A 25,691-nucleotide genomic window follows, 5' to 3' on the forward strand; every position below is an offset into this window, starting at 1 on the left:
GGTGTGGGGGATTTTTCAGTGAGCAGTAAACAGTAATCAGTGAACTTAAAACTCTGATCAGGACCTAAGCAAAATTAATTATACATTTCGATCAAGCTTTTGCCTCTTGCCTCTTGCCTATCTTCACTAGGAAATTTATTTTGCATGACTACTTAACTGATAACTGATAACTTACCCACTGATAACTGATTAAAGTACCATTTCTCTGGTGGCTTCTGCATCTATGGGTTTAATCAGATACAATCGCAATAGATTCCCGACGATACCTAGCTGTAAGGGTAACTTACGCAATGTTTTTAGCCATTGGGGAGCGCTACTTTCATCGATCGCTTTTAATTGTAAATTACGTTCGGCACAACGGTTTAAACGGGGGAAAAATTGGGGATGGTCCACATTTAAAATAGTTGGAAAAGCGCGAGCGGAGGTATTATTAGTCTGACGAATTACCTCTTGATCAAAAGCGATCGCATCCATTCCTAAAGCATCATAAAAGTCTGAGCGTTCCCGTACAGTTAAACTATGGGTAGCAAAGACGGAAAGCAGGAAAAAACGACTCCATAATCTCGATCGCCAATTATTCCACAATTCCGGTTGAGAGCGCAGTAAGGTTTTAAAGATATCTCCGTGGCGATTTTCATCCTGACACCAACTCTCGAAGTAATTAAAAAGAGGATTAAATTTATACTGGGGATGTTCTTCTAAATGACGATAAATGAGGATATACCGCCAATAACCGATTTTTTCGGAGAGATAGACCGTATATAATACCCATTCAAGGGGGAAAAAGTGTAGGTACGGGTTTTGGTAATTTTGGCTAGATCGAGGGAAATATTAAAGTCAGCCATGGCTTTATTGAGAAATCCTGCATGGCGCGCCTCATCTCTAGCCATAAGATGAAATATCTCCCCTAACAAGGGATTACGGCTTTTTAGTTGTCGTGACAGTTCCTTAAATAACAAAAAGCCGGAAAATTCGGAGATACAGGAGCGTTCCAGGTAATCTATAAAAGCATTTCTGGTTTTTTCATCGAGATTGTCTTGATAGTTCTCAAATCCTTGCTGACGTTCAAAGTGATGCCGGTTATAATCGGTACGCATCTCCTCTAACATCGCTTTGATTTCGGTTTCTTGCTCAGAAAGGTCAAAATTAGCGGCAGCCTCAAAATCGGTGGTATAGAAACGAGGAGTGAGGATAGTTTCGCGCAGAACAGCTTTTTTCTGGGAGGGGGGTTCGACGGTAGTTACCATGATGGAAATTACTTGACTACATAGCTATATAGGATTTTAAACATAAATAGGTAAGCCAATGATAATTATTAAGTTTTATCAATATTTTGGGCAGTAGTGAGGGAGGGAATCGGACAAGGGAGCGAGCCGATTAGGGAAATAGGGAGTAGAATAGAAAGGTTGTGAGTCTATAACTATCGTTAAAATACTATGGCTTGTCCCAAGAAGAAAACCTCAAATGCCAAGCGCGACCAACGGAGAGCGCACTGGAGAAAGCAAGCGGCTCGGGAAGCGCAAAAAGCCTTATCTTTGGGTAAATCTGTCCTTTCTGGTCGTTCTAACAGCTTTGTCTATCCCACTAAAGAGGAAGAAGAAGGGGAAGACGAGGAATAACTTGATAGTGGGGAGTGAGGTAGAGAAAACCTTTTCGCTCCCTAATATTTTAAGATTTGTTTAGGGTTTTCGTTGTGAGTCTCAACTAATGTTAGGCAAATTCTTTAAAAAACCAGAATCTCCCGATCAAGACCGAGTTCCCCCGGTCCAATATCTCGCTAGTGGTTTTCCTGTGCTTACCTACGGGGATACTCCCCAAATCAAGACCGAGGAATGGTTATTCAAGGTTTGGGGAAAGGTGGCCACGACTAAAACTTTTAACTGGTCGGATTTTATGGCCCTACCGCAGTGGGAATTTACCAAGGATTTTCACTGTGTCACCCGTTGGTCAAAATTAGATGTGACTTGGACGGGAATTAAGGTATCGGATTTGATGACCTTAATTGACCTGCTGCCAGAAGCTACCCACGTCATCGAAAATTTTGGGTCTGAAACCCCGCCGTTTTAGGTTGGCTTTGCTGTTAAATCTTAGCGCATTTACAAAATATGTGTTAGAATGTGAGGTATGGAAAAAGCCTATTCTTACCGATTTTACCCCACACCAAAACAAGAGTCGCTATTGCGGCGCACTTTGGGCTGTGTAAGATTAGTTTACAACAAAGCTCTCCACGAACGAACACAAGCTTGGTACGAAAAGCAAGAAAGAGTAGGCTACGCTCAAACTTCTTCAATGTTGACCGATTGGAAAAAGCAAGAAGAATTAGACTTTCTCAATGAGGTAAGCTGTGTACCCTTACAACAAGGGTTAAGACATTTACAAACAGCTTTTACTAATTTCTTTGCTGGTCGTACTAAGTATCCTAACTTTAAGAAAAAACATCAGGGAGGAAGTGCCGAATTTACCAAATCTGCTTTTAAATTTAAAGACAAACAAATCTATTTAGCTAAATGCACAGAACCTTTACCTATTCGGTGGTCAAGACAAATACCAGACGGATGTGAACCAAGTACAGTAACAGTCAGATTACATCCTTCTGGACGTTGGCATATCTCAATAAGATTTGATGACCCAACGATTAAGCCTTTACCAGTAACAGATAAAGCCATTGGAATTGACTTAGGAATTAGTAGCCTCGTGATTACCAGCGATGGCGATAAAGTGTCTAATCCCAAGCATTTTAAGAAACATTATCGGAGACTGCGAAAAGCGCAAAAAAATCTGTCTAGAAAACAGAAAGGCTCAAAGAATCGAGAAAAGGCAAAAATCAAAGTAGCAAGGATTCACGCCCAAATTACTGATAACAGAAAAGACCATTTACATAAGCTAACCACTCAATTAGTTCGTGAAAATCAAACGATTGTGGTTGAGAATTTAGCCATCAAGAATATGGTCAAAAACCCGAAATTATCTCAGGCAATATCTGATGTAAGCTGGGGAGAAATAACCCGACAATTAGCCTATAAATGCCGTTGGTATGGGAGAAATTACATCGAAATAGATAGATGGTTTCCTAGCTCTAAAAGGTGTAGTAATTGCGGGCATATTGCTGAGAAAATGCCGTTAAATGTTCGAGAATGGGATTGTCCAGACTGTGGGACACACCATGACCGAGATATTAACGCAAGTAAAAATATTTTGGCCGCAGGGCTTGCGGTGTCAGTCTGTAGAGCGACCATAAGACCAGAACAGAGTAAATCTGTTAAGGCAGGTGCGAAAAATCCTTCGGGAAAGAAGCAGAAACCCAAATCGTGAGGTTTGGGAATCACCGTCCGTTTACGGCGGTGAGGATGTCAAGCAACACTGTTACGGGGATTATACCACCAACCTCACCCTAGAGGAATTCCTGCACGAGGATAATTTTTTCGCTTTTCAACTGTTTGGTCAACCTTTACCCCCCGACCACGGTGGTCCGCTGCGCTTAGTTGTCCCCCATCTCTACGCTTGGAAAAGTTCTAAATGGATTAATGGCTTAGAATTTCTCGATCGAGAGCAATCGGGTTTCTGGGAACGTAATGGCTACCATCGACGAGGTGATCCCTGGTTAGAGGAACGTTATGGCGGTTTTTAACCAGTTTTGGCTTAAAATCGGGTGAGATAAGCAATCAAGTCTGGTAATTCCTAGCATTAAAACAAGCAAAAGTCAAGGGGGAAGCAACAAATTTTTACACGATCGCAACTGGTTAATTATAATTGCCGAATTGCCTGATCGCACTTTTGAACATATCCTGCTAACCCCAATGCTTGAAATAATTCCCGCGACTGAAGAAATGCTTCTTTCGCTTCCGATATACGATCGAGTTTATAGTAGGTAAGTCCCAGATTAAACCAAGCATTCGCTTCACCCCTCCGATCACCGATTTCCCGTTTGATTGCTAAGGACTGTTGATAAAACTCGAGCGCTTTTTGGTATTCTCCTAGGGAATAGTAAACATTGCCTAAATTACCGTAGGATTTCGCTTCACCCCCCCGATCATCGATTTCCCGTGTGATTGCTAAGGACTGTTGATGAAACTTGATCGCTTTTTGGTATTCTCCTAGGGAATCGTAAACATTCCCCAAACCTAGATAGGAATAAGCTTCTCCTGTTATATCAGAGATTTCCCGTTTGATTGCTAAGGATTGTTGATGAAACTCGATCGCTTTTTGGTATTCTCCTAGGTAATTGTAAATATTGCCCAAATTATTGTAACAATACGCTACTCCCCTTATATCATCAATTTCCTGAAAGATTGCTAAGGACTGTTGGTAAAACTCGATCGCTTTTTGGTATTCTCCTCGGAAACGGTAAGCATTGCCTAAATTATTGTAACAATACGCTACTCCCCTTATATCATCAATTTCCTGAAAGATTGCTAAGGACTGTTGATAAAACTCGATCGCTTTTTGGTCTTCTCCTAGGGAATAGTAAATACCTGCTAATGAGTCGAGACTCGCAACTAAATCAAGTTCTAGATTTAACTCTTTTTGTAAATCGATCGCTTTTTGATAATACTCGATCGCAAGCTGTTGTTCCTGACGATAATCTACCAATGGCGATCGATATAATAAACGAAGGTTATAAATCTTAGCTAAACTGGCATATAAACTCGCTAGTCTTGGCTCTTTTTTGCCTTTATTTACCTCGATTTGCTCGATTAGTTCTAACAAGTCTTCCTTAGAGATTGAAGGAATATCTTTATCTATAGTAATTTCGTCAAAAGATTGTAAAATTGGTAAAAATTCCTGACAAGGTAAAAAGTTACTTGGAGGAGAAATAAAGCGAAAAACTCCTTTTCTCCAACTCCAAAAATCGGGGGACTTTTTGCGTAAATTTACCTCCACTGTGCTTGTTACCCAAAGAACAATGGAATAGGGAAATTCTCGCAATCCTTCCCTTGTCCATTGCAGATAACCAAAAAATTTATCTAGTTCCGATTTTTCCCGTTGCCATTCGGTCGCAACGCGCTCGCTACGCGAGATCGAGTGTAATTTTTCCACTCCTGTGGTTGTGATCACGGCGTTTTTGCTTTGTAATAACTCTGGTTTTTTGGAGACTAAACTAGCAATTGCTGCTCTTAAACTCGGTTCTTTTTGATCTAAATCAATCCGATAACAAGGGATTACTGGTTCTAATTCTTTGCTATAGCGATCGATGATTTCTTCTCGCAATTTTTCCTGATTACACACACAAATCAATATATTTAATCTCTCTTGATTTGCCTCTAGAGAGACGATTAAACCCTCGTATTCTCTTTCATTTTGGTCGATAATTGAAGATGTTTCATTATTCATAATAAGTGGATAGCTGTTAAAAACTGTCAGATACCCCCATTAGGTAGGGTTGATTCATGAATCAACCCTACGGATCAAGGAGTGATCCGCACCCCCCTTATCAAGGGGGGATCAAGGGGGGATCCATCTTCAATTTAATTATAACTACTTACTTATCCCATTCAAATTGTTCCTCTTTTTTTCATTAACTCAACCACAATCGGATGCACGTTATACCACAAATCGCCATTGCGGTATTCCAAAATATATAAACCATGCAGCAGATCTAGAAAATTTTGATCCTTGAGATCCTTCGGTTTTGACTTTTCATAAACAGTTTTAATAATTTCCTCATCTGCTGTACCGATACTTTCAGCAAAATCGAGACTAAGTTCTGTGATTGATTGTTCTAGAACAGCTTGATCAATTTTTAGGGTATTATCATCAGGATAACGACGAACCGATCGCAAACAAACCCGACAGCAATCATTAGTAATGCGAATTAATTCTCGTAACACTCCCCCACTATAAAGACAAATTTTTTCGAGGGTGTCAGGATCGATTAAAGCGGAATCGATGCGCTTAGTGATAATCTCGGTTAAAGTAGCAATAATTTGCGGATCGGGTATAGCATTAGGTGCATTAATTTCTCCCTGTTTAAAGAGTTTATATACAGGCATTTGTACGATCTGATCGTTGGTTTCTGTTTGGAGAGTTGCCTTTAAAGCTACTTCTCTTAAAGCGGCGATCGGAATAGTCATAATAATCCGAAAATTCGGCAACATAATCGCTTTAATATGGGATTGAAAAATATCCCTTACCTGTGCTAAGTCAATTTTATCAATGTCATCAACAATTACTAAGATTTTTTTCTGACTTTGGGACTCGATCACACTAGCTATAATGTTAATTTGGGCAACTAGATCGGTAATTCTCCGCTCATATTTTTGTTTGATTTCCTCGCGAATAGTCGAATTAATCTTGAGAATGCCTTTAATGTGAGCTAGTAAAGAAGAAAAGTTAAAACCTGTTTCGACAGTGGCATCTGCTTGATTGGTTTCGGTGCGGATTTGTTCAGCAAACCATTGATAAAAGCTTTTTTTAATAGAATCTTTAATAGTTAAATTTTGGGCTTCCGCTTCTGACATCATCTGAACTGCGATCGAGAATAAAATAGTAACATGATTTACGTCTGACATTTCGATCGTGTCTGAGATCGAGAAGAAAACAACAAAATAGCGATCATCTAACTTTCTTTTAAATTCGTAGAGTAGGGTTGACTTACCACAACCCCGATGTCCTGCTAGAATAATTTTTCCGTCTTCCGAAGGACTATCTTCGACCAATTGTTCTAATTCTTCGATAATTTCTGTGCCGTATTTGACAGCAAAACGCTGTAATTCTTTATCCGATCGCAGGGGTAAAAGTTCCAAATTGCGATAGGCTTCTCGAAAGGGTTCCAGTAAAGGACTAACCATAAGTAATTAAATTAGACTGTGTGTTGTGAAGATAATTAGCCACAAAGAAAACCAGAAAAAAATTAACTGATAACTGATAACTGATAACTGATAACTGTTATTTTTCTGCTGCCCAACTGTCGGGAGTGTAGGTTTTTAATGCCAAAGCATGGATGGCTTCGGTAGCCAGTGCCGATTGTAAAGCGCCATAAACCATTTGATGCTGTTTAACGCGGGTTTTGCCGGCAAATTCGCCAGAAATAACCACCGCTTCCAAATGATCACCACCTCCCGTCAAATCCCGAATCATCACTTGTGCATCGGGGATTTGTTCTTGAATCATCGCTTCTACTTGGCGAAAGTCAACCATCGTAACTCCTCAAAAGAATTAAAGATACTCTGATCCCATTGTTACCGAAAGCTCGTCAATGGGGACAAAATTTACTGCTGTGGGGGGGAGTTGTTAGGAGTTGCCGAGGTGGGAGTCGGTGCGGAGATGGGTGTGCTGACAAATCCCATCTCGTAGAGTTGTTGATAGCTTTTTTGTCCTAATTCACTGGTGGGGTTTTGGGATTGAATCACCTGAATTAACAAAGGAACCGCCAATTCTGGCTGATTTTGCGCCCTATGGACCAAAGCAAGCTGATAGGTGGCTTCATCCCGCAGTTGTCCGGTGTTTAAAGCACTTTGACGCTGAGAATCGAATACTTTCGGGTCAATTCCTGAGAAACTATTAGCTAATTGCAGATGATAGTTAGATAGTTGGTTAAAAATCCGACGCGCTTGATTGAGTTTGTCCACCGCGACATCGTATTTAGCGGCATTAATAGCGGCGTTCGCTTCTTCCACTAAACGTTGTCCCCCCTGAAGACTCAGGACACTATCGGCTTGATTTAAGGGTTTTAATTCGTTAGGATCGCTGGTGGGATTGTTAGAGTCGGGGGTTTGTGCTTGTCCGTCAGGTGCGATCGCAATCACTAAACCGATCACCAGAGTGAGCAGATAAATTAAACTATAAGGCTGTTTTCGCTTAACCATAAAATTTCTCGACTTAATGTTCCTGATGGGAACGGCTATTTTTTCTAACATCGACAACTGACCTATAGTAGCTTTTTTGGGGCAGTTTCGATCCGACCCCAGCTTTCTAGACGTTAGCTCTAGCGGTTTTGTCGCCATGGCAAGCGCTGATTTTTCCTGAAGAATCAGTACAAGTCCCCAAAAAGTTAGTTTATCCCCCCGATTAATGGTTTAAATACCGATAATTCCGCCCTTGCAAGGCTGTCCAGATAGAATAAAGAGAAAGTAGGAGTTTAGTTAAAATGTCTTTATCGCTGATTACTCGTAAGTTTACGGTGGAAGAATACGAAAAAATGACAACCCAGGGAATAATCAAACCCGATGAAAAAGTGGAATTAATTCGAGGAGAAATTATCAAAATGTCACCGATGGGAACCCGTCAGGCTGCTAGTGTAGATAGATTAATACAATTGTTCTATCAAAAGTTAGGACATAAAATTATTCTCAGAGTGCAAAATCCGATTAGATTAAATAATAACTCTCAACCAGAACCAGATTTAAGTTTACTAATACCTCGATCGGATTTTTATGTTGCTGCCTATCCTTGTCCCCAAGATATCTATTTAATTATTGAAGTTTCTGATTCTACCCTCGATTATGATCGCTATACTAAAATTCCTCTTTATGCGGAAGCAAATATTAAAGAGGTTTGGATTATCAATCTCAAGGAAGAATGTTTAGAAGTTTATCGCCATCCGCTGCAGGGTAGTTATCAAAATATTCAGAAATACTCTATAAATAAGAGGGTTTTTGTGACATCTTTTCCCGATATAGAATTCACTATTGCAGAAATATTAGGAGTGTAGTTAAAATGTCTTTATCACTGATTACCCGTAAGTTTACGGTGGAAGAATACGAAAAAATGACAACCGAGGGAATAATCAAACCCGATGAAAAAGTGGAATTAATTCGAGGAGAAATTATCAAAATGTCACCGATGGGAACCCGTCATGCTGCCTGTATAGCTAGATTAACACAGTTATTTTATCGAAAATTTGGCGATCTTATTCTCTTAGGAGTGCAAAACCCGATTAGATTAAATAATAATTCTCAACCAGAACCAGATTTAAGTTTACTAATACCTCGAGCGGATTTTTATGTTGCTGCCTATCCTTGTCCTCAAGATATTTATTTAATTATTGAAGTTTCTGATTCTACCCTCGATTATGATCGCTATACTAAAATCCCTCTTTATGCAGAAGCAAATATTAAAGAGGTTTGGATTATCAATCTCAAGGAGGAAGGTTTAGAAGTTTATCGCCATCCGCTGCATGGTAGTTATCAAGCTATTCAGAAATATTATCGAGGTGAAAGTATTTTTATTGAATCCTTTCCAGAAATAGAGTTAACTTTAATTGAAATACTCGGTAATATTTATTAAATTAAATTCTACAGCGTCTCTCATAAAGAGAAAGTATAACCTAATTTGGTATCGACGACCGACGACCGACTCCCCAAAACGAAAAATTCGTACCTCACCATAGAATTACTGAATAGCTGATAGCTGGTAGCTGAGGATTTATAACTTGCGTTCGTAACTTAACAATGTATTTTGTAATAACATTGCCACCGTCATCGGACCGACACCCCCGGGGACAGGAGTAAGATAACTAGCTACTTCTAAAACCCCAGCATAGTCCACATCGCCCACCAAACGGTCAGCGACGCGATTAATACCCACATCCACCACTACCGCACCCGGTTTTACCATATCTTTAGTGATTAAATTGGCTTTACCGACAGCAGGTACTAAAATATCGGCACTTCTGGTTATTTCTGCCAGATTTTCCGTGCGCGAGTGAGCAATAGTTACCGTAGCGTTTTCCTCCAATAACATTAAAGCTAAAGGTTTCCCCACTAGAATACTGCGACCCACCACCACCGCGTGCTTACCGGCTATGGGAATATTATATTCTTTCAGGAGTGCCATGACCCCCGCAGGAGTACAACTGCGGATACAGTCCTCACCCCGCACTAAACCGCCTAAATTGAGAGGATGTAAGCCATCAGCATCTTTTTTCGGGTCAATTTGGTAGAGAAGGGAAACCGCATCTAAATGCTTGGGTAAGGGTAATTGAATTAAAATCCCGTCCACCCGCTCATCTTGATTGAGACGGACAATTTCCGCTAAAATTTCTAGTTCACTTGTATCGGTGGGAAAATGACGACCAAAAGAGGCCATGCCGATTTTAGTACAAGCTTTCTCCTTATTGCGTACATAAACGGCACTAGCAGGATTATCCCCCACCATCAACACCGCTAACCCCGGAGGTCTTCCCATTGGAGATTTTAGCGTCTGGATGCGCTCTCCTAGACCAAGCTGGATTTTTTGAGCTAAGGCTTTCCCGTCGAGAATTTGGCAAGTAGTTACGGACATTCTATGATAATACCGAGAACAAAAATCTTTCGGATCCATTCTATGGTCAAAAAGATTGGCTAATAGCACTCGTTAAGGTTAAAGCAAGAATGTCTATCCAGACTCGTGTAGCGCGCATCGGCAGTCTATTATTATTGCTAGGGTTATTCGGTTGTAGTACCCTTGCTGACCTCGGTATTGCCGTTCCCTACATCGGTGATCCTCCCCTAACAGCGATCGAGCAATTACAGGAAAAACCAAAAGGTGCTTTAGTTTATCTTAGGGGAACCGTGAGCAATTATGCCCCTTTTTTAGCGGGAGGGGCCTATCTTTTGCAGGATAAGTCCGGGAAGATTTGGATTCGCACCAATAGCAATAAATTACCCCGTCAAGGCGAAGAAATCGTCATTAAGGGCAAAATTGACTTTGAGGCTATTCCCCAAGGTTCCCAAACCGTCAACGAAGTGTATGTGGTGGAATTAGAACAGATGGATGCAGTAGCGGTTAATTCGGTTCCCACTCCTTCCCCGTCCCCAGAAATTAAACCCTCCCCCACCTCAGAAGTTAAACCCCCAGAAAATAATTCTCCCCCGGTCTCCACTAAACCCCTGGAAAATCCCCGACAGGTGACAATTCCCAGCGCAACCGCAACGAAACCCCCAGAAACTCCCGTCCTTACCCCCGTTAAACCCAATCCCCCCGTGCAACCCGTCGCGGAAGCGATTCCCCCCAAACCCCCCGCAGTGGTTAAACCCGTCCCAGACCCCCTCGATGCCTTCTTTTTACCCCATAAACAAAGCGAGAAATAGCCAGGGTTAGGTGTGGGAATTATGAATTATGAATTATGAATTATGAAGTGGGAAGTGGGGAGAAAATACAAATAATCTCCTGTCTCCTGTCTCCTGTCTCCTGTCTCCTGACTCCTTACCCCACAGTTAACTTTACTTTTGTCCAACCACTTAACTGATGATATTTGTTGCTTTGGCGATTTTAGAACAGGACGGTCGATTTTTAATGCAGTTGCGCGACGACATCCCGACGATTCTCTATCCGGGGGTGTGGGGTTTATTTGGTGGTCACTTAGAAGCGGGTGAAAATCCAGAAATAGGGTTAAAACGAGAGTTAAAAGAAGAAATTAACTACGAAGCCCCTAGTTTACGCTATTTTCGCTCTTATAACGATGATAATCTCTCGCGTTATCTTTATCATGTACCCCTGACCCTGGAATTAGAAAAATTAGTACAAACGGAAGGGCAAGATTTAGCTTTATTACCTCCGGCTGCCATCCGTCAAGGGGAATACTATTCCCAGAAGATTAATCAGACTCGTCCTTTAGGAAAAATTCATCGCCAGATATTACTCGATTTTCTAGAAGTAGAATTATAGTGGATATTAGAGCCAGACAAGGAACTCCCTTATCTATACGGAAGTCGTAGTTAACACTGCTCCTCACCTCCCTCGAAGGCAAAATGCTCCCGCTTTTTGAATGGCTTTATCTAAACGTCAATCTTATTTTGGCTTTGTCTTTATGAACCAGTCGCGTCCCTCGTTCGTTTCCGTGCAGAAACTCCTATCTGGAGGTGCGATCGCTACCCTAGCAGTTAGTTCCCTGATGGTTCTCACCCCCGCAGCCAAAGGGGAAAAACCCTTAGAAGATAACCCGAAAGCAGTCATCGACCAGGTTTGGCAAATTGTTAATAATGAATTTGTAGATCGTGGTTTTCATCAAATTGATTGGCAAAAAAAACGTCAAGAATTGTTAAGCAGAAATTATACTAATCCCCAACAAGCTTACACGGCAATCCGGGAAGCTTTAAAGGAATTGGGTGATACTTATACCCGTTTTTTAACTCCTAGGGAATTTGCTGTCCTCACCAGTCAAACTTCCGGAGAATTATCGGGAATTGGGGTACGTTTAGCCCTTGATAAACGCACTAGCGATCTGGTCGTTGTCGATACGGTGAAAAAATCCCCCGCCAAGGAAGCGGGAGTGAAAAGCGGCGATCGCCTGATCAGAATTAATGGCAAACCCACCGCTTTAATGACCCTAGAACAAGCAATGGAAGCACTACAGGGAGCAGTGGGTACTAGCGTTAGTTTACAGCTTGCCCGTCCCGATCAAGGGGTATTTGAAGTGACTTTGACCCGGGTAGATATCGAAATCCCCTCGGTTAGCTATACCCTTAAACAGGAAGGTGGGGTGAAAGTTGGTTATATCAAACTGGATGAATTTAGTTCCCACGCGGCCGAACAAATGAAAGAGGCGATCGAGGAATTAAGTCAACAACAGGTATCCGGCTATGTTCTCGATCTGCGGGGCAACCCCGGGGGTTTACTATTTGCTAGTGTCGATATCGCTCGCATGTGGATGAAACAGGGCAAAATCGTTAGCACCATTGATCGACGGGGCGGAGATCGTCAATTTATCGCCAATAACACCGCTATTACCGATTTACCCCTCGTGGTCTTGGTCAATAAAGGTTCCGCCAGCGCCAGCGAAATCCTCGCCGGGGCGCTGAAAGAAAATGGCCGGGCGACTTTAGTCGGTACATCGACCTATGGCAAGAGTACCGTCCAATCGGTACACACCCTCTCCGATGGTTCCGGTTTAGCGGTGACAATTGCCCGTTATTATCCCCCCAACGGCGAAAATATCTACAAAAAAGGCATTAAACCCGATGTGCAGATCGAGTTAACCCAGGAACAACAGCTGCGCTTCCGTGATGATCCTTCTTTGGTGGGAACTAAGGATGATCCCCAGTACCAACAGGCGATCTCGCTGCTACAATCCCATAGTGTTAAACGTCCTGGCACTAGCAATCTCAATAACCCTTTGAGTAGTCGAGCCGAATAATTGTCCTCAATAATGTCTAAGTAGGTAGGTGGAATTAAATATAAGATGAACGTAGGTTGGGTTGAAGCATGAAACCCAACGCCCGCTCATGTTACGCTACCGCTAACCCATCCTACAAATAATTGTGCCTCCCTACTTAGGGTTGGCGGCAAAAAGTACGGGCGAAGCATTCGGATAGAAAATCTACGTTTCACCGATAGGTTATTGCCCGAATGCTTCGCCCCTACAGGACACGGGCCGATGAAGACGCAAGGTGTTGAAGCACGATTCTTTCAAAATCTTGCACCTGTTTCACGAGAAAAGCCACAAAACCCTTACCTTGCCTACATTTCACATTTATTCAGCAAACCCTACTTAATCCCAACCTTGGCGAGATTTTACAATTCCCGACGACCTTCTAAAGCTCTCGCTAGGGTTACTTCATCAGCGTATTCTAGATCACCACCCATGGGCAACCCGAAAGCGATACGGGTAACTTTAGTGAAGGGTTTCAGTAAACCCCCGATATACAAAGTCGTGGTTTCCCCTTCGACACTGGGACTGATAGCTAAGATAACTTCCTGAATTTTTTTCTGGCTGACTCTGGTGACTAAAGACTGTATATTTAATTGATCCGGTCCAATCCCATCCATAGGTGAGATAACACCCCCTAAAACGTGATATTTACCCGAATATTCCCTTGTTTTCTCCAAAGCAATCACATCTCTGGAGTCAGCTACCACACAGATAGTCCCCGTTTCTCGGTTAGGATTGCGGCAAATTTCGCAGATCGGTTCGGCCGAAAGATGGAAACAAACCTGACATAATCCTACTTGTTTTTTCGCTGCTACGATCGCCTGGGCCAATTCGATCGCATCTTGTTCCGGTCGTTTGAGAATATAGAGGGCCAGACGTTGAGCGCTTTTGGGTCCCACCCCGGGTAATTTTTGTAACTGCTCGATCAAACGAGCTAAAGGCGGTGTATAAATAGCAGTTAATCCTCTTATCAGTTATCAGTTATCAGTTATCAGATTTGAGTTTTCAAGTGAGCAGTGTTACATGGAAGTTTCCTGCTGTCTTTTCACTGTTTACTGCTCACTGTTTACTAACTAAGACCTTTTTGGTAAACGGACATCGATAACACTGGTGTTGAAATTATAATTATCTCCTTCCAACTCGATTAAAGTGCCAATTTTCACCTTTTGACCGCCAACAACCGCACCAGTATCTGTAACTTCCGCTTGACCACTGAGAGTCATAATCATATCTTGAGAATAGTTTTCCGTGCGGGGATCCGGTAGGACTTTCACGCTACCATCGGGCTGCGGAACTAAGACATTTCTCGATAAAGCTTTAACATTTTTTATATCCACTTGACCGGCCGGTTGATTACGAATAACAATATTAGTTTTCTTCTCGGTATTGAATTGATTAATCAAAGCATTGGGATTAAGAACACTTAAACCCCGGACAATAACATCCACTTCTAGGGGTTCTTTGGTAACTTGAGCGATCGTACTTTTACCACTCGTCCCCGGGACAACAAAAATCCCGATAATTGTCAATAAAATTACTAAGGCCGCTCCAATATCAAGCAAGCTAAATTTACCGAATAAACGTCCTTTTGAGTCTAATAATTTCATAAGCGGTTCACTATAAAATTTTGGGGAGAAGGGAACAGGGGAACGGGGTGATGGGTAGGGTTGATTCATGAATCAACCCTACTATGAATCAACCCTAGGGTGATGGGGGATGGGGAGAAAATACAAATAATCTCCTGAATCCTGTCTCCTGAATCCTGTCTCCTGAATCCTGCCTCCTGAGGGCTAATAGATTCTATCACGATCGGAATCTTGGTCGCGGACAGGAAGTCTGACTTAAGATAGAAGATCGGAGTCTCACACGGAGCGATCGATAGACAATGGCGGGTAAAACTCAACTTAAGAAACAAGAAAAGCAATTATCTCCAGTGGATCTGACCCCTTCTGACGGTAACAACCTCGAAAAAGTTGCCCCCGTTAAACATTGGTCGATCGAAGATAGCGAAAATCTCTATCGCATCCAAGGCTGGGGAGAACCCTATTTCTCGATCAATGCCGCAGGAAATATTACCGTTTCGCCCCAGGGAGAAAGGGGCGGTTCTTTGGACTTATACGAGTTAGTTTCGGCGATTAAGCGGCGTAATATCGGTTTACCCTTGTTAATTCGGTTTAGTGATATTTTGGAAGACCGGATCGAGCGCCTGAATGCCTGTTTTAACCGAGCGATCGCCCGTTATAATTATGCCAATGTCTATCGCGGTGTCTATCCGATCAAGTGCAATCAACACCGTCACATCGTCGAGTCTTTAGTGCGTTTTGGTAAACCCTATCAATTTGGGCTTGAGGCTGGTTCAAAACCTGAGCTAATGATTGCTTTAGCTACCCTAGAACCTGCCTTAAACGGCAAAAATGACAAAACACAACCATTGCTAATTTGTAACGGCTATAAGGACAAAGAATACCTGGAAACAGCCCTGTTGACCACTCGTCTCGGTCATCGGCCTTTGATTGTCATCGAACAATTGGAAGAATTATATTTAACCCTGCGCGTCAGTCGTCAGTTAGGAATTGCCCCTCATTTGGGAGTGCGTGCGAAACTGGGGACAAAAGGGGTGGGCCGTTGGGGATGTTCCACGGGAGACCGGGCAAAATTCGGTTTAACCGTCCCGGAAATCTTAACGGTGGTGACGGAATTAGAACAAGCGGGGATGTTAGATTGTCTGCAACTGCTGCACTATCATATCGGGTCGCAAATCTCCGCTATTAGCGTCATTAAAGATGCCATTCGCGAAGCTAGTCAGATTTATGTGGAATTAGCGAAATTAGGGGCAAATATGACCTATCTCGATGTGGGGGGTGGTTTAGGGGTCGATTACGATGGCTCAAAAACTAACTTCTACGCCTCAAAAAACTACAATATGCAGAATTATGCCAATGATATCGTGGCTGAGGTCAAGGAAGCTTGTGAAGATGCCCAGATTTCACCCCCAATTCTCATCAGTGAAAGTGGCCGGGCGATCGCTTCTCATCAATCGGTGTTAGTCTTTGATATCTTGGGAAGTAGTGAGGTTCCCCAAAACCCTCCCGATCCCTGCAATGGGAAAGAACACCTCATCCTCCGTAATCTCTGGGAAACCTACACGGGTATCGATGAGCGCAATTATCAGGAAGCTTATCACGATGCGGGACAGTTCAAAGAGGAGGCGATTAGTCTGTTTAATTTCGGTTATCTCAGTCTCAAGGAACGAGCTAGAGCCGAACAATTGTACTGGGCTTGTTGTCACAAAATTCTGCAAGTGGCCCGACAACAGGATTATGTTCCCGATGACTTGGAAGACTTAGAGCAAATTATGGCCTCAATTTATTATGCCAATCTCTCGGTTTTTCAGTCAGTTCCCGATAGTTGGGCGATCGATCAACTATTTCCAATTATGCCGATCCATCGTCTCGATCGAGAACCTACCCAAAGAGGTATTCTCGCCGATTTAACCTGTGATAGTGACGGAAAAATTGCCCAGTTTATCGATTTGCGCGGGGACGTAAAATCAGTTTTAGAATTGCATCCGTTGGAGTACAAAAACGGTAAACATTCTCCAGAACCTTATTATCTAGGAATGTTTCTGGTGGGTGCTTATCAAGAGATTATGGGCAATTTACATAATCTTTTTGGCGATACTAACGTGGTACATATTCAGATGAGTCCCAAGGGGTACGATATCGAGTATCTAGTCAAAGGAGATACGATCACGGAAGTATTAGGTTATGTGCAGTATTCCGCAGAAGACCTGTTAGAAAAAATTCGTCTTCGTTGTGAACAAGCTTTGCAGGAAAATCGCATGACTGTGGAAGAATCCCAATTACTACTACAGGATTATGAACGCAGTTTGCGACGTTATACCTATCTAGTGGGTGGGGATTGACGATTGCTCTTGCCGATCGAGTAATCGATCGAGGATGATAGAAAATAGACAAAATAGATAGGCAGTAAGGGGAAGCAGTGGAAAAGGGAACGCTGGTAGAATTTCGAGTCCAAGGAGAAAGGCGCTTAGGGGTGATCGATCGCCCAGAAGGTAAAAAAGATTGGATCGTCATCGATCAAGGGGGGAACCCGCATAAACTGCGTCCCCAACGCTTCGATTACATTATCAAAGCAGGTCCGTCCAACTATAAAGAGATTGGCAATTTTCTGCGGGAAGTCCAACCCTATCTAGATGCTAGTGGTTTAGAAGTGGCCTGGGAATTATTAGCCGGGGAAAATCAGTTAGTCACTCCCGAAACCATGGCCGAGATTCTCTTTTCCGATCGCAGTCCCCAGTTTTGCTATGCGGCCCATTGTCTCTTGAGTGATGATAAAGTTTATTTTAAAAATAAAGGGGATGGTTACGAAGCCCGATCGGAAAATCAGGTAGAGGAAATCAAACACCAGCTAGAGGTGGAACAACAGCGTCAACGGGAAAAAGGCCAATTTCTCCAACGTCTCCAACAGGCCTTGGCCGGTGAAACGGTAGAATGGTCAGAAAGCGATCGAATTCGTCTGGAATCTCTAGAAAAATTTATCCTCCAACCCGAACAAAAATATCCAGCAGCCATGGACATACTCTCGCTGCTGGGCCGTTCCCAAACCCCCGAGGCTGCTTTTGAATTGTTAGTCGATTTGAAATGGTGGAGTAGTCACGAAAACCTTTTCCTGCGACGCAGTTCCTACCCCGTTCAATTCTCGAAAAAGGTACTTGATGTGGCGCGTCTTAATTTACTCAATCCCCCTGCGGATGCGGATGTCAACAATCGTCTCGATTTAACCCACCAAAAAATTTATACCATCGACGATGAAAGTACCGAGGAAATCGATGACGGATTATCGGTGGAAATGCTCGCGGATGGTGGTCATCGTCTCTGGATCCATATTGCTGATCCTAGCCGTTTAGTGCTTCCCGATGATGAATTAGACCTAGAAGCACGTCGTCGCAGTACCAGTCTTTATCTTCCCACGGGAATGGTTCCCATGTTTCCCCTAGAATTGGCCGCCGGTCCAATGAGTTTGGTACAGGGTAAACTTTGTCCCGCATTGAGTTTTGGGGTAATCCTCGATGAAACGGGGGCGATCGCCGATTATCGGATTCATCCTAGTACAATTAAACCTACCTATCGCCTCACCTACGAAGATGTGGACGAAATGTTACATCTGGATCTGCAGCATGAACCGGAAGTAAGGATTCTCAACCGTTGGGCAAAACAACGCCACGCATGGCGCAAATCTCAGGGATCGATTAACATCCAAATGCCAGAATCATCCATTAAGGTGAAGGATAACGACGAAATTATCGTAGAATTGCAGGAAGTTTCCCCATCTCGGCAATTAGTGGCGGAAATGATGATTTTAGCTGGAGAAATCGCCGGTCGCTACTGTCAGGAACACGAGATCCCCGTGCCTTTCCGCGGACAACCACAACCAGAATTACCCCCCGATGAGGAGTTAATTTTACTACCTGCGGGCCCGGTGCGTTCCTGTGCCTTGCGTCGCTGTATGCCGCGCAGTGAGATGACGACGATTCCTAACCGTCATGCTAGTCTGGGATTGAATACCTATTCCCAAGTAACTTCGCCAATTCGCCGTTATACTGACCTTTTGACCCATTTTCAACTAAAAGCCCATCTCCGGGGCGATCAACTGCCTTTTACCCGGGATAGAATGCAGGAAATTCTCTATAGTGTCGCTAGTTCGGCTCAAGAAGCCACCTCGGTGGAACGACAAACTAATCGTTATTGGAGTTTGGAATTTTTGCGACGACAGGGAGATCAAGTCTGGCAAGCTTTGGTTTTACGCTGGCTGCGGGAAGAGGAAAATTTAGGCTTGATTTTATTGGAGGAATTGGGGTTAGAATTACCCCATCGTTTTGAGCGCTCGGTATCTTTAGGCGATCGCTTTCAAGTACAAGTTAGTCGCTCTGATCCCCACCGCGATGAGATCCGTTTTCGCGAGTTATCGGGTTTTGTCTCCTCCCAAGCAAGTTAATCTCTCGGGGAGTCAGTATTCAGGAGTCGGGAGATAGGGTGATAGGGATTTACGGGGTTTAGGGAAATTTCAGCCAAATGCTCCACTACCCCACACCCTGCCACCACCGAAAAGCTTTTTGCCGCAAACCCTAAATAGGGTTCTTCGGTTTGTGTTATGCAATGGACGGAGGTTATAAGGGATGAAACTCTTATAGAGAAAGGCATTTGGCGATTTTTGTCAATTATTTTTGATCTAGAGCGAACTAATCAATTAAATCTCTTGCCAGATAAGAATTTAGTCGATTTATGCCACCCTATCGAACTATACCAAGTAACGAAGAACCGTCTGTTTTTACTCTAGAAAAATGGGTTCTTCGGTTTGTGTTATGCAATGGACGGGGGTTATAAGGGATGGAACCCCTATATAGAAAGGCATTTAGCGATTTTTGTCAATTATTTTTGATCTAGAGCGAACTAATCAATTAAATTCCTTGCCAGATAAGGATTTAGTCGATTTATGCCCCCCTATCGAACCATACCAAGTAACGAAGAGCCGAAAAATGATAGATCAAATCAACCTACGGGCGCAAATCTGTTGTAATACTAAATCTGGTTATTAAAGACTGATTATTTATTCCCCTTTTTGCATGAGTGCATGAGCAGAAAACGGGTTTCTCGGAGAAACCCGTTTTCTGTGCGTTACTCAACGGATTTAGTATAAAATGTTAGTATCTGGCAGTTAAAAGAGCCAAAAACTTCTGCATAATCCCAACGTATGACCATAACTATACGATTTGATTGGCCTATTAATATCTCGGAATCTCTCCATTCACAAGCAGAGGAACAGGCTAAGATAGCATATATCATGACTTTGTTAAAACATGGAGAAATTAGTAGTGGGATAGCTGGCAGGCTATTGGGAATCTCTCGTTTAGAAGTTCTCGAACTTATGGGTCAATATGGGGTTGCCATCTTCCCCGACCAAAATCGAGAAGAGTTAGAACAAGAAATTACAGAAACCCTGCAACTATTAGAAGATTCTCCTGCGTGATTATTGTCTCTAATACCACTCCGTTAAGTGAGTTAGCTAAAGTTGGTCAACTTAACTTACTCCAAAAACTCTTTAGCAAAATTATCATTCCCCAAGAAGTTTATAATGAAGTCACCACAGGAAATCATCGGGCTGCTTCGGTTGTTCCTGCTGCTCAGTGGATTGAGGTATTTACCCTTCAATCTCCCGCTCAATTATTACAATTGCAAATTCAGTTTAAACTAGATTTGGGGGAAGCGGCTACAATTGTCTTGGCAGAAGAATTAAAAGCGAATCGAGTCTTAATAGACGAAAAATTAGGAAGAAAAGTCGCTCAGTCTAGAAATTTGCCCGTAACTGGAACAATTGGACTTTTATTAATCGCCAAGAAGAAAGGAATTATTATTGAAGTTAAACCCATTTTAGAGCAGTTTTTGAGTCAAGGTAAAAGAATTAGCCCAATTCTTTATCAAGAAATATTAGGAATGGCTGAAGAAAGCTAGAAATTAATTCCACACAGAAACCAGAAGAGCCAGAATTTTATCGATAAATGGGAGCCAGTGCGGAAAACTTATTCGATCAAAAGCTCTAGAAAGCTTATGATGTATCGATTTCAGGGTTCTTGTCCCCCTGTCAGATTGGTATGTTAAAATGAGGTGAAATAATATCAATGCGTGGAGTCATTCTTTGATATGAGTAAATATTCTAATTTTGACCCAACTCATTTTGTTGTCGAACCCGAAGAAACTGAACAAATAACCCAATTAAATCAGCTGCTTAATAGAGAAATCCCGACGAGACTCGTAACTGAACAGGGAGAAAATGTCCATATTCCCGAATCGGTTTTAATGGTACTTCGTTACAGTGTAGCTGCCTTAGCATCGGGACAGGTAATTCAGTTAAATGTTACCCCTCAGGATTTAACTATAGAAGAAGCGGCTAATTTGTTAAATGTTTCTAACTCTTATCTAATAAAATTACTAGAACAGGGGCAAATTTTATCGACTAATGTAGGCAGTGATAGACGGATAAAACGAGAAGATTTGGTAATATATAAAGAGAGAAAATATCGAGAAAGAGAACAAATTTTAAATAACCTTGTGGCCATGACTGAAGCGGAAGGACTATACAGAAAAGATGAGGAATTAAACCTAGATGACAGCAGAGCCTAGGGTTGTTTTAGATGCTTGTGTTCTTATTCCTCAGTATTTACGCGATACTTTATTATCAATTGCTTGGCAAGGTTTATACTCTCCTTACTGGTCGAAATTAATTTTAGAAGAAACAACCCGCAATCTGATTAATCGATATAATATAACTTCAATAAAAGCCCTTAATTTAGTGGAGACAATGAAAGCAGCTTTTCCCGAAGCCATGATTGAAGTGCCATCTGGTTTAATTGAGTTAATGACAAATGACTTAAAAGACCGTCATGTTCTAGCAACTGCTGTTATGGCTAAAGCTAATCTAATTTTAACTAATAATCTTGCCGATTTTTCCCTGTCAGCTTTAGAAACTTGGGGTATAAAGGCTCAATCTCCTGATACTTTTTTAAGTCATTTGTTCGATGAATATCCCGAAGAAATTAAATTCAGTCTAAATCGGCAGGTCGAGAAATATAAAAATCCTCAAAAATCTCTAGCTGAATTACTAGAGTTTTTAGATAAAAAAGCTAATTTATCTAATTTTTGTCAAAAGATAACTAAAATTCTTTGATATAACTGAACTTCTCCAGTGTAAATGTACTAGCTATCTAAACATGGCTACAGAGGGAATCGCTTACTCTAGAGATTGATGACACTATCTGTTACAATCAAGTTAGCGATCGCTATACAGCGAACTCTAGGGAATCGCTCCACTCCAGATACAGTCAACGGTAAAGCCATTTTCAAGTGAAAAATGTACCCAGTAGCCTCTTTTCAATTTTTTCTGAGAAGCTCCATAAGGGTTTTGTTAATTTTTTAGTATTTCTGTATGGGGGAAGTCCAGTTATTACAGGATTCAACGTTTCTGACCCTGATGTTCTCTATTCTCTGGTTACTCATCAACCCATTCAACTCTTACAAAAAAACCAGAATCAAGATTCTCTAAGTCAGGCAAATGTTTAGATTAACTTTATTTTCTAGGAATTCAGATTGGGATGACTAATTAACGTAAGTTCGAGATAAGCTGAAACCCTTATTCTGTCGTTGGCTGGAACACTGATTCCCGCGTTGAGGAAGTCTCAAAATAGCCTTAACGCGAACATCAGATTAATTTAACCACGAGTTATGATCGCAAAAAAAGTGATTTTTTGATTATTGATACTTATCAAGGGATTCCAATTATCAATCCAGCCGAGTTTCTCACCTTTTTCTAAGGTTACTGAGATTTTTTTAAGGTTACAAAAGATGGTAAAAATAAACCCCTTCAAATGAGTGAATGAAGGGGCGATTGTGAGTTTTTCATTGATGGTTTTTAGGAGACTTTTGTGGTTTCCTTTTCTGAGGATTTGGATGGCTTTAGTTTGCGCTTGAGGGTTGCACCTGCACCGAAGATTCCGAGGGCGAGGAGTCCAATGGTGGAAGAGGGTTCGGGAATTGCTGCTCCATCATTTGCTTGAGCACTAACATCAACAATAGCAACAGATCCATTACCTAAGTCGATTGTTGGTACAGCAATACCACTTAAGACAATTCCAAGATATAGAGGATTATCTAGTTTTCTGTCACTCAAAACATCATTTTCGAGGATGCTCTTAATAGAGGAAAGAGTAATTAAATTTGCTGGATTTTCAATGGGGTCTTCGTTAATACTGTTTAGAAGATAAAAACTCAGCCCTGATAGACTGTCACTTGTAACATTTACTTGGTTAACATCTATAGCAATATCTATAAGATTGATAGTACCAGATGCAGTGGTATATGATGCCTTAAGACCAATACCACCCGATTTAGAATAATCTCCACTTACTAATCCCACTGGAATCCAAAAATCAGCTTTTGTACCCGTAATACCAATATCTGTTAACTGAGCAGATGTTAAGTTCCAAGGATCATTCCCTGTTGTCTGGGAAGCCCAGTTAACAGGAGGTGTAGGTCCCAAAGTACCATCAGCCACTACTGTCCATTGTGCGTAGTAATTAGTTCCATACGTAGCGGCGGGAGCAGTATAACTATTGCCAGAGCCTACAGATTGTGTAACGCTACCACGAGGTCCTGAATTTGTGTAATTAATACCAGCAAACGTAAGACCTGAAGGATTCCCTAATATTGGAATAAAAAACTTTTGTTCTGCTGAAGAAATTTTTGGGAAGATCTTTCCATCGGCTTGATTAGGTCCCGCAGTCCATTTGATGGTATCTGCTGCTGTAGGCGTAGACCATATCCATTGGTTACTACCAGAATCACGTCCACCTATCCCCCCAGAGCTTCCAGTAGCAGAAGCCGCTGATGCTGCCGATTGTCCTGATAACACCAGAACCAGAAACCCCGTAGAGACCACAGCTATTTTTTTAAAATTATTCATATCATTAAAACTCCGATAAGTGAGATCTCATATCTCAGGTCAAGCAACAGCCCAACCCAACAACAAAGACGGACAACAGGACAATACACGCTCCCCCCCCCCCCCAACAAAGTATCAAAAACTACAATTTAATAAATCTTTATATTTCTCTCCCTAGCAGCGACTCCCAAAGGAAGGAATCTCAATTAGTTTCCCCTGTTTTACTCCTTCTCAGGCGAACTATCGTCTTCTGTGAGGGATTGTGGCGCAGTATGTCGGATTCGCCTTTGCGTTCTCCCTTGACTGCCCCTCAACGCGATCGCTAACCCAAATTAAGCACGATTACCCCGCACCAACCAGATGATAGACTAGGGATACGAGCTTTTATCAAGGCATCGCCATGACCACCAACGCAGCAAAAACCCAATGGCAGTATTTAGAGAAGCGTCCTCATTCCTGGCGACAGCAGCTTTACCTTAAGGGAAAGAAACTAAGAGCCTATACAGTTTGGTCGGATCTGCTGGTCAACGGTGATACCGTCCTAGAAGCAGCAGATAATTGGGATTTACCCTTAGCCGCGATTCAAGAAGTTATTTGTTATTGCCAAACCCATCAGTCTCTTTTGCAACAAGAGGCAGAAGAAGAACGCCGTTATTTAGAAGAAAGGGGAGTAGTGCTTGAGCCTTCGGTTACTCATCGATGAAGACTCCCTCGCCAAGGTTCTTGTCAAAATACTGAGAGTTGCTGGTCACGATGTCATAACGGTCAACGAAGTAGGACTTTCTGGACAGCCTGATCCTGTTGTCTTGAACTATGCCCGACAAAACAATCGAATCCTGCTAACTCATAATTGCCGAGATTTTGAAGCCCTCCATCAAGAAAGCCCCCGCCATTCAGGTATTTTGGCCATTTATGAGAATAGGGACTACTCAAAAAATCTCAGTAGAGGGGAGGTTGTTAAGGCAATCGCCAATCTTGAAACGGCTAACATCCCTCTGTCTAATCAGTTCATCTCCCTGAACCACTGGAACTACTAATCCTAGCTCTTCCTGAACAGCGACTCACAGAAGAAACAGTCTCAGGTGCTTTCCCCCGTTTTACTCCTTCTCTGGCGAACATCCTCTTCTGTGAGGGATTGTGGAGCGGTATGTCGGATTCGGTATTATTTATAAATATCACCACGAGAACCGATCTCAGTGATAATGAAAAGCCGTTCTTCTCGATTGACTTGCATTAATACCCGATAATTACCAACTCGCAGACGATAACCCTCACGCCCTTTAAGTTTCTTGAAATCTGTCTGAGTAGGACTAACCAGCAATTGATCCAGTTCATTTAAGATACGCTCTTGGCTACGAGGCTGTAACCGTTTTAGGTAACGCTCGGCTGGTTTTAAGATGATGTAACGCCACATCCTAATTCAGCCTTTAACTTTACTAAGGATTTGCCAGGATCGCGCCCTTCTAGATACTCCTGATAGGCTTTCTCTGCCGTTTCAATTTCTTCGGGAAGCACGTCATCAGCCGTCTCAGAAGTTTCTAAATACTCTAGGAATTGCTCAATATCTACAGCACTTTGGTCGTTCATGCTACTGCCCTTACCTCCTTATTGTTTTTCTGGCTTTCATTTTAAGTTTTACCACATTTATAAGTGTATCCTAAGAGTGCGATCGCATCGATTCACAGGAGAAGGAATCTCAATTAGTTTCCCCTGTTTTACTCCTTCTCAGGCGAACTATCGTCTTCCGTGAGGGATTGTGGCGCAGTATGTCGGATTCGCCTTTGCGTTCTCCCTTGACTGCCCCTCAACGCGATCGCTAACCCAAATTAAGCACGATTATATTGCCATAAAGCCGTAGAGGCTTGGTCTCCAACCCCTTGAGGACAAGATAGGCTGCACCCGCTCATTCTGTCGGTTGGAGAGGGGAAACCCGTTACTGATTCTGCTCACAGAGAAGGACTAATTTTATTGGTGTAGAATAGAGACAATTATTGCTGGACTTCCCCCGTATAAATATACTAGCTATGGCTAAAAGTCTTACACAGCCTGAGTTAAAGCAATATAATACTAATGGACTACTGGACACAAACTCCGGAAGTCCTTACGC

The 25,691-nt window shown here is 42.3% G+C and carries 26 protein-coding genes and 3 pseudogenes; 18 read left to right on the top strand and 11 right to left on the bottom strand.

Annotated elements, in window-relative coordinates:
• Positions 1-189: 189 nt before the first annotated feature.
• Positions 190-1,247, bottom strand: a pseudogene (gene acsF, locus H6G48_RS14060) (magnesium-protoporphyrin IX monomethyl ester (oxidative) cyclase).
• Between the two features lie 189 nt (positions 1,248-1,436).
• Here acsF and rpmF point away from each other — a divergent pair.
• The 4 genes and pseudogenes from rpmF to H6G48_RS14080 all read left to right on the top strand — a co-directional run.
• Positions 1,437-1,619, top strand: coding sequence for a 50S ribosomal protein L32 (gene rpmF / locus H6G48_RS14065; protein ID WP_002742494.1), 183 nt, complete (start codon positions 1,437-1,439; stop codon positions 1,617-1,619).
• An 88-nt stretch (positions 1,620-1,707) separates the two neighbouring features.
• A pseudogene (locus H6G48_RS14070) lies at positions 1,708-2,040 on the top strand (molybdopterin-dependent oxidoreductase); the annotation flags it as partial.
• 84 nt (positions 2,041-2,124) lie between these two features.
• Positions 2,125-3,312, top strand: a complete 1,188-nt coding sequence (locus H6G48_RS14075) for an RNA-guided endonuclease InsQ/TnpB family protein (protein WP_190722238.1) — start codon at positions 2,125-2,127, stop codon at positions 3,310-3,312.
• A gap of 37 nt (positions 3,313-3,349) precedes the next feature.
• Positions 3,350-3,628, top strand: a pseudogene (locus tag H6G48_RS14080) (molybdopterin-dependent oxidoreductase); the annotation flags it as partial.
• A gap of 116 nt (positions 3,629-3,744) precedes the next feature.
• Here H6G48_RS14080 and H6G48_RS14085 read toward each other — a convergent pair.
• The 4 genes from H6G48_RS14085 to H6G48_RS14100 form a co-directional block, all read right to left on the bottom strand.
• On the bottom strand, positions 3,745-5,331 hold the full coding sequence (locus H6G48_RS14085; protein WP_190722239.1) for a tetratricopeptide repeat protein: 1,587 nt from the start codon (positions 5,329-5,331) through the stop codon (positions 3,745-3,747).
• Between the two features lie 161 nt (positions 5,332-5,492).
• Complete coding sequence (locus tag H6G48_RS14090; RefSeq protein ID WP_190722240.1) at positions 5,493-6,788, bottom strand: P-loop NTPase fold protein; 1,296 nt, start codon at positions 6,786-6,788, stop codon at positions 5,493-5,495.
• Positions 6,789-6,885: 97 nt separating this feature from the next.
• Positions 6,886-7,137 (bottom strand): BolA family protein, encoded by a 252-nt coding sequence (locus tag H6G48_RS14095; protein ID WP_002737239.1) that lies wholly within the window; start codon positions 7,135-7,137, stop codon positions 6,886-6,888.
• A gap of 71 nt (positions 7,138-7,208) precedes the next feature.
• A complete protein-coding gene (locus H6G48_RS14100) occupies positions 7,209-7,856 on the bottom strand; it encodes a hypothetical protein (protein ID WP_002760602.1) in 648 nt (215 codons plus the stop codon).
• Positions 7,857-8,086: 230 nt separating this feature from the next.
• Here H6G48_RS14100 and H6G48_RS14105 point away from each other — a divergent pair, with 230 nt between their 5' ends.
• Together H6G48_RS14105 and H6G48_RS14110 are read left to right on the top strand one after the other, a co-directional pair.
• Positions 8,087-8,650 (top strand): Uma2 family endonuclease, encoded by a 564-nt coding sequence (locus H6G48_RS14105; RefSeq protein WP_190722241.1) that lies wholly within the window; start codon positions 8,087-8,089, stop codon positions 8,648-8,650.
• A 5-nt stretch (positions 8,651-8,655) separates the two neighbouring features.
• Positions 8,656-9,225: a Uma2 family endonuclease gene (locus tag H6G48_RS14110; RefSeq protein WP_190722242.1), complete on the top strand. Its 570-nt coding sequence runs from the start codon at positions 8,656-8,658 to the stop codon at positions 9,223-9,225.
• 138 nt (positions 9,226-9,363) lie between these two features.
• Here H6G48_RS14110 and folD read toward each other — a convergent pair whose 3' ends face one another.
• A complete protein-coding gene (folD, locus tag H6G48_RS14115; protein ID WP_149986838.1) occupies positions 9,364-10,221 on the bottom strand; it encodes a bifunctional methylenetetrahydrofolate dehydrogenase/methenyltetrahydrofolate cyclohydrolase FolD in 858 nt (285 codons plus the stop codon).
• Between the two features lie 89 nt (positions 10,222-10,310).
• Here folD and H6G48_RS14120 point away from each other — a divergent pair, with 89 nt between their 5' ends.
• The 3 genes from H6G48_RS14120 to ctpB all read left to right on the top strand — a co-directional run bounded on the left by H6G48_RS14120 (position 10,311) and on the right by ctpB (position 13,054).
• Entirely contained in the window at positions 10,311-11,009 is a 699-nt protein-coding gene (locus H6G48_RS14120; protein WP_190722243.1) for a single stranded DNA-binding domain-containing protein, read from the top strand.
• A 157-nt stretch (positions 11,010-11,166) separates the two neighbouring features.
• A complete protein-coding gene (locus H6G48_RS14125) occupies positions 11,167-11,586 on the top strand; it encodes an NUDIX hydrolase (protein WP_190722244.1) in 420 nt (139 codons plus the stop codon).
• 142 nt (positions 11,587-11,728) lie between these two features.
• Entirely contained in the window at positions 11,729-13,054 is a 1,326-nt protein-coding gene (ctpB, locus tag H6G48_RS14130) for a carboxyl-terminal processing protease CtpB (RefSeq protein ID WP_288139177.1), read from the top strand.
• 377 nt (positions 13,055-13,431) lie between these two features.
• On the opposite strand, the gene recR is transcribed toward ctpB, so the two are convergent.
• Both recR and H6G48_RS14140 read right to left on the bottom strand, forming a co-directional pair.
• Positions 13,432-14,022: a recombination mediator RecR gene (gene recR, locus H6G48_RS14135; RefSeq protein ID WP_043999193.1), complete on the bottom strand. Its 591-nt coding sequence runs from the start codon at positions 14,020-14,022 to the stop codon at positions 13,432-13,434.
• Between the two features lie 120 nt (positions 14,023-14,142).
• Positions 14,143-14,676, bottom strand: a complete 534-nt coding sequence (locus tag H6G48_RS14140; protein WP_190722246.1) for a DUF4330 domain-containing protein — start codon at positions 14,674-14,676, stop codon at positions 14,143-14,145.
• Between the two features lie 278 nt (positions 14,677-14,954).
• On the opposite strand from H6G48_RS14140, the gene speA reads away from it, so the two are divergent.
• From speA to H6G48_RS14170, 7 genes are all read left to right on the top strand, one after another.
• Complete coding sequence (gene speA, locus H6G48_RS14145; protein ID WP_190722247.1) at positions 14,955-16,994, top strand: biosynthetic arginine decarboxylase; 2,040 nt, start codon at positions 14,955-14,957, stop codon at positions 16,992-16,994.
• Positions 16,995-17,071: 77 nt separating this feature from the next.
• A complete protein-coding gene (locus H6G48_RS14150; protein ID WP_190722248.1) occupies positions 17,072-19,087 on the top strand; it encodes a ribonuclease catalytic domain-containing protein in 2,016 nt (671 codons plus the stop codon).
• 156 nt (positions 19,088-19,243) lie between these two features.
• Positions 19,244-19,429, top strand: a complete 186-nt coding sequence (locus H6G48_RS27205; RefSeq protein ID WP_341275502.1) for a hypothetical protein — start codon at positions 19,244-19,246, stop codon at positions 19,427-19,429.
• A 414-nt stretch (positions 19,430-19,843) separates the two neighbouring features.
• Positions 19,844-20,119 carry a UPF0175 family protein gene (locus H6G48_RS14155; RefSeq protein WP_190722249.1) on the top strand — a complete coding sequence of 92 codons (276 nt, stop codon included), beginning with the start codon at positions 19,844-19,846 and terminating at the stop codon, positions 20,117-20,119.
• The gene (locus H6G48_RS27210) at positions 20,116-20,601 is read left to right on the top strand and encodes a PIN domain-containing protein (protein WP_190722250.1); all 486 of its coding nucleotides are present in this window, start codon (positions 20,116-20,118) and stop codon (positions 20,599-20,601) included. Before H6G48_RS14155 ends, H6G48_RS27210 begins: the two co-directional genes overlap by 4 nt.
• A 189-nt stretch (positions 20,602-20,790) precedes the next feature.
• Positions 20,791-21,270 carry an excisionase family DNA-binding protein gene (locus tag H6G48_RS14165; RefSeq protein WP_190722251.1) on the top strand — a complete coding sequence of 160 codons (480 nt, stop codon included), beginning with the start codon at positions 20,791-20,793 and terminating at the stop codon, positions 21,268-21,270.
• A complete protein-coding gene (locus H6G48_RS14170) occupies positions 21,254-21,814 on the top strand; it encodes a PIN domain-containing protein (protein WP_190722252.1) in 561 nt (186 codons plus the stop codon). The genes H6G48_RS14165 and H6G48_RS14170 overlap by 17 nt, the downstream gene beginning before the upstream one ends.
• 741 nt (positions 21,815-22,555) lie before the next feature.
• Here the strand turns inward: H6G48_RS14170 and H6G48_RS26365 are convergent.
• Positions 22,556-23,605 (bottom strand): PEP-CTERM sorting domain-containing protein, encoded by a 1,050-nt coding sequence (locus tag H6G48_RS26365; RefSeq protein ID WP_242034649.1) that lies wholly within the window; start codon positions 23,603-23,605, stop codon positions 22,556-22,558.
• Positions 23,606-23,984: 379 nt separating this feature from the next.
• Here H6G48_RS26365 and H6G48_RS14180 point away from each other — a divergent pair, with 379 nt between their 5' ends.
• Both H6G48_RS14180 and H6G48_RS14185 read left to right on the top strand, forming a co-directional pair.
• The gene (locus H6G48_RS14180; RefSeq protein ID WP_079209850.1) at positions 23,985-24,287 is read left to right on the top strand and encodes a hypothetical protein; all 303 of its coding nucleotides are present in this window, start codon (positions 23,985-23,987) and stop codon (positions 24,285-24,287) included.
• Entirely contained in the window at positions 24,262-24,621 is a 360-nt protein-coding gene (locus H6G48_RS14185; RefSeq protein ID WP_079209849.1) for a DUF5615 family PIN-like protein, read from the top strand. Before H6G48_RS14180 ends, H6G48_RS14185 begins: the two co-directional genes overlap by 26 nt.
• A gap of 125 nt (positions 24,622-24,746) precedes the next feature.
• Here the strand turns inward: H6G48_RS14185 and H6G48_RS14190 are convergent, their stop codons facing one another.
• A complete protein-coding gene (locus H6G48_RS14190) occupies positions 24,747-24,998 on the bottom strand; it encodes a type II toxin-antitoxin system RelE family toxin (RefSeq protein WP_004162546.1) in 252 nt (83 codons plus the stop codon).
• Positions 24,977-25,171, bottom strand: coding sequence for a hypothetical protein (locus H6G48_RS14195; protein ID WP_190722253.1), 195 nt, complete (start codon positions 25,169-25,171; stop codon positions 24,977-24,979). The genes H6G48_RS14190 and H6G48_RS14195 overlap by 22 nt, the downstream gene beginning before the upstream one ends.
• Between the last annotated feature and the right edge of the window lie 520 nt (positions 25,172-25,691).

This window comes from Microcystis flos-aquae FACHB-1344, from assembly GCF_014698375.1.
GTDB lineage: Bacteria > Cyanobacteriota > Cyanobacteriia > Cyanobacteriales > Microcystaceae > Microcystis > Microcystis aeruginosa.

What these genes read in the sequence shown, in the direction of transcription:
- H6G48_RS14125 (WP_190722244.1), top strand. Translation starts at nt 11,167, where the DNA reads ATGATATTTGTTGCTTTGGCGATTTTAGAACAGGACGGTCGATTTTTA.
- H6G48_RS14110 (WP_190722242.1), top strand. Translation starts at nt 8,656, where the DNA reads ATGTCTTTATCACTGATTACCCGTAAGTTTACGGTGGAAGAATACGAA.
- H6G48_RS14155 (WP_190722249.1), top strand. Translation starts at nt 19,844, where the DNA reads ATGACCATAACTATACGATTTGATTGGCCTATTAATATCTCGGAATCT.
- H6G48_RS27205 (WP_341275502.1), top strand. Translation starts at nt 19,244, where the DNA reads ATGCAATGGACGGAGGTTATAAGGGATGAAACTCTTATAGAGAAAGGC.
- H6G48_RS14085 (WP_190722239.1), bottom strand. Translation starts at nt 5,331, where the DNA reads ATGAATAATGAAACATCTTCAATTATCGACCAAAATGAAAGAGAATAC.
- H6G48_RS26365 (WP_242034649.1), bottom strand. Translation starts at nt 23,605, where the DNA reads ATGAATAATTTTAAAAAAATAGCTGTGGTCTCTACGGGGTTTCTGGTT.
- H6G48_RS14190 (WP_004162546.1), bottom strand. Translation starts at nt 24,998, where the DNA reads ATGTGGCGTTACATCATCTTAAAACCAGCCGAGCGTTACCTAAAACGG.
- H6G48_RS14195 (WP_190722253.1), bottom strand. Translation starts at nt 25,171, where the DNA reads ATGAACGACCAAAGTGCTGTAGATATTGAGCAATTCCTAGAGTATTTA.
- H6G48_RS14120 (WP_190722243.1), top strand. Translation starts at nt 10,311, where the DNA reads ATGTCTATCCAGACTCGTGTAGCGCGCATCGGCAGTCTATTATTATTG.
- folD (WP_149986838.1), bottom strand. Translation starts at nt 10,221, where the DNA reads ATGTCCGTAACTACTTGCCAAATTCTCGACGGGAAAGCCTTAGCTCAA.
- H6G48_RS14140 (WP_190722246.1), bottom strand. Translation starts at nt 14,676, where the DNA reads ATGAAATTATTAGACTCAAAAGGACGTTTATTCGGTAAATTTAGCTTG.
- H6G48_RS14090 (WP_190722240.1), bottom strand. Translation starts at nt 6,788, where the DNA reads ATGGTTAGTCCTTTACTGGAACCCTTTCGAGAAGCCTATCGCAATTTG.
- rpmF (WP_002742494.1), top strand. Translation starts at nt 1,437, where the DNA reads ATGGCTTGTCCCAAGAAGAAAACCTCAAATGCCAAGCGCGACCAACGG.
- speA (WP_190722247.1), top strand. Translation starts at nt 14,955, where the DNA reads ATGGCGGGTAAAACTCAACTTAAGAAACAAGAAAAGCAATTATCTCCA.
- H6G48_RS14170 (WP_190722252.1), top strand. Translation starts at nt 21,254, where the DNA reads ATGACAGCAGAGCCTAGGGTTGTTTTAGATGCTTGTGTTCTTATTCCT.
- H6G48_RS14100 (WP_002760602.1), bottom strand. Translation starts at nt 7,856, where the DNA reads ATGTTAGAAAAAATAGCCGTTCCCATCAGGAACATTAAGTCGAGAAAT.
- H6G48_RS14180 (WP_079209850.1), top strand. Translation starts at nt 23,985, where the DNA reads ATGACCACCAACGCAGCAAAAACCCAATGGCAGTATTTAGAGAAGCGT.
- H6G48_RS14165 (WP_190722251.1), top strand. Translation starts at nt 20,791, where the DNA reads ATGAGTAAATATTCTAATTTTGACCCAACTCATTTTGTTGTCGAACCC.
- H6G48_RS14075 (WP_190722238.1), top strand. Translation starts at nt 2,125, where the DNA reads ATGGAAAAAGCCTATTCTTACCGATTTTACCCCACACCAAAACAAGAG.
- H6G48_RS14105 (WP_190722241.1), top strand. Translation starts at nt 8,087, where the DNA reads ATGTCTTTATCGCTGATTACTCGTAAGTTTACGGTGGAAGAATACGAA.
- H6G48_RS14095 (WP_002737239.1), bottom strand. Translation starts at nt 7,137, where the DNA reads ATGGTTGACTTTCGCCAAGTAGAAGCGATGATTCAAGAACAAATCCCC.
- ctpB (WP_288139177.1), top strand. Translation starts at nt 11,729, where the DNA reads ATGAACCAGTCGCGTCCCTCGTTCGTTTCCGTGCAGAAACTCCTATCT.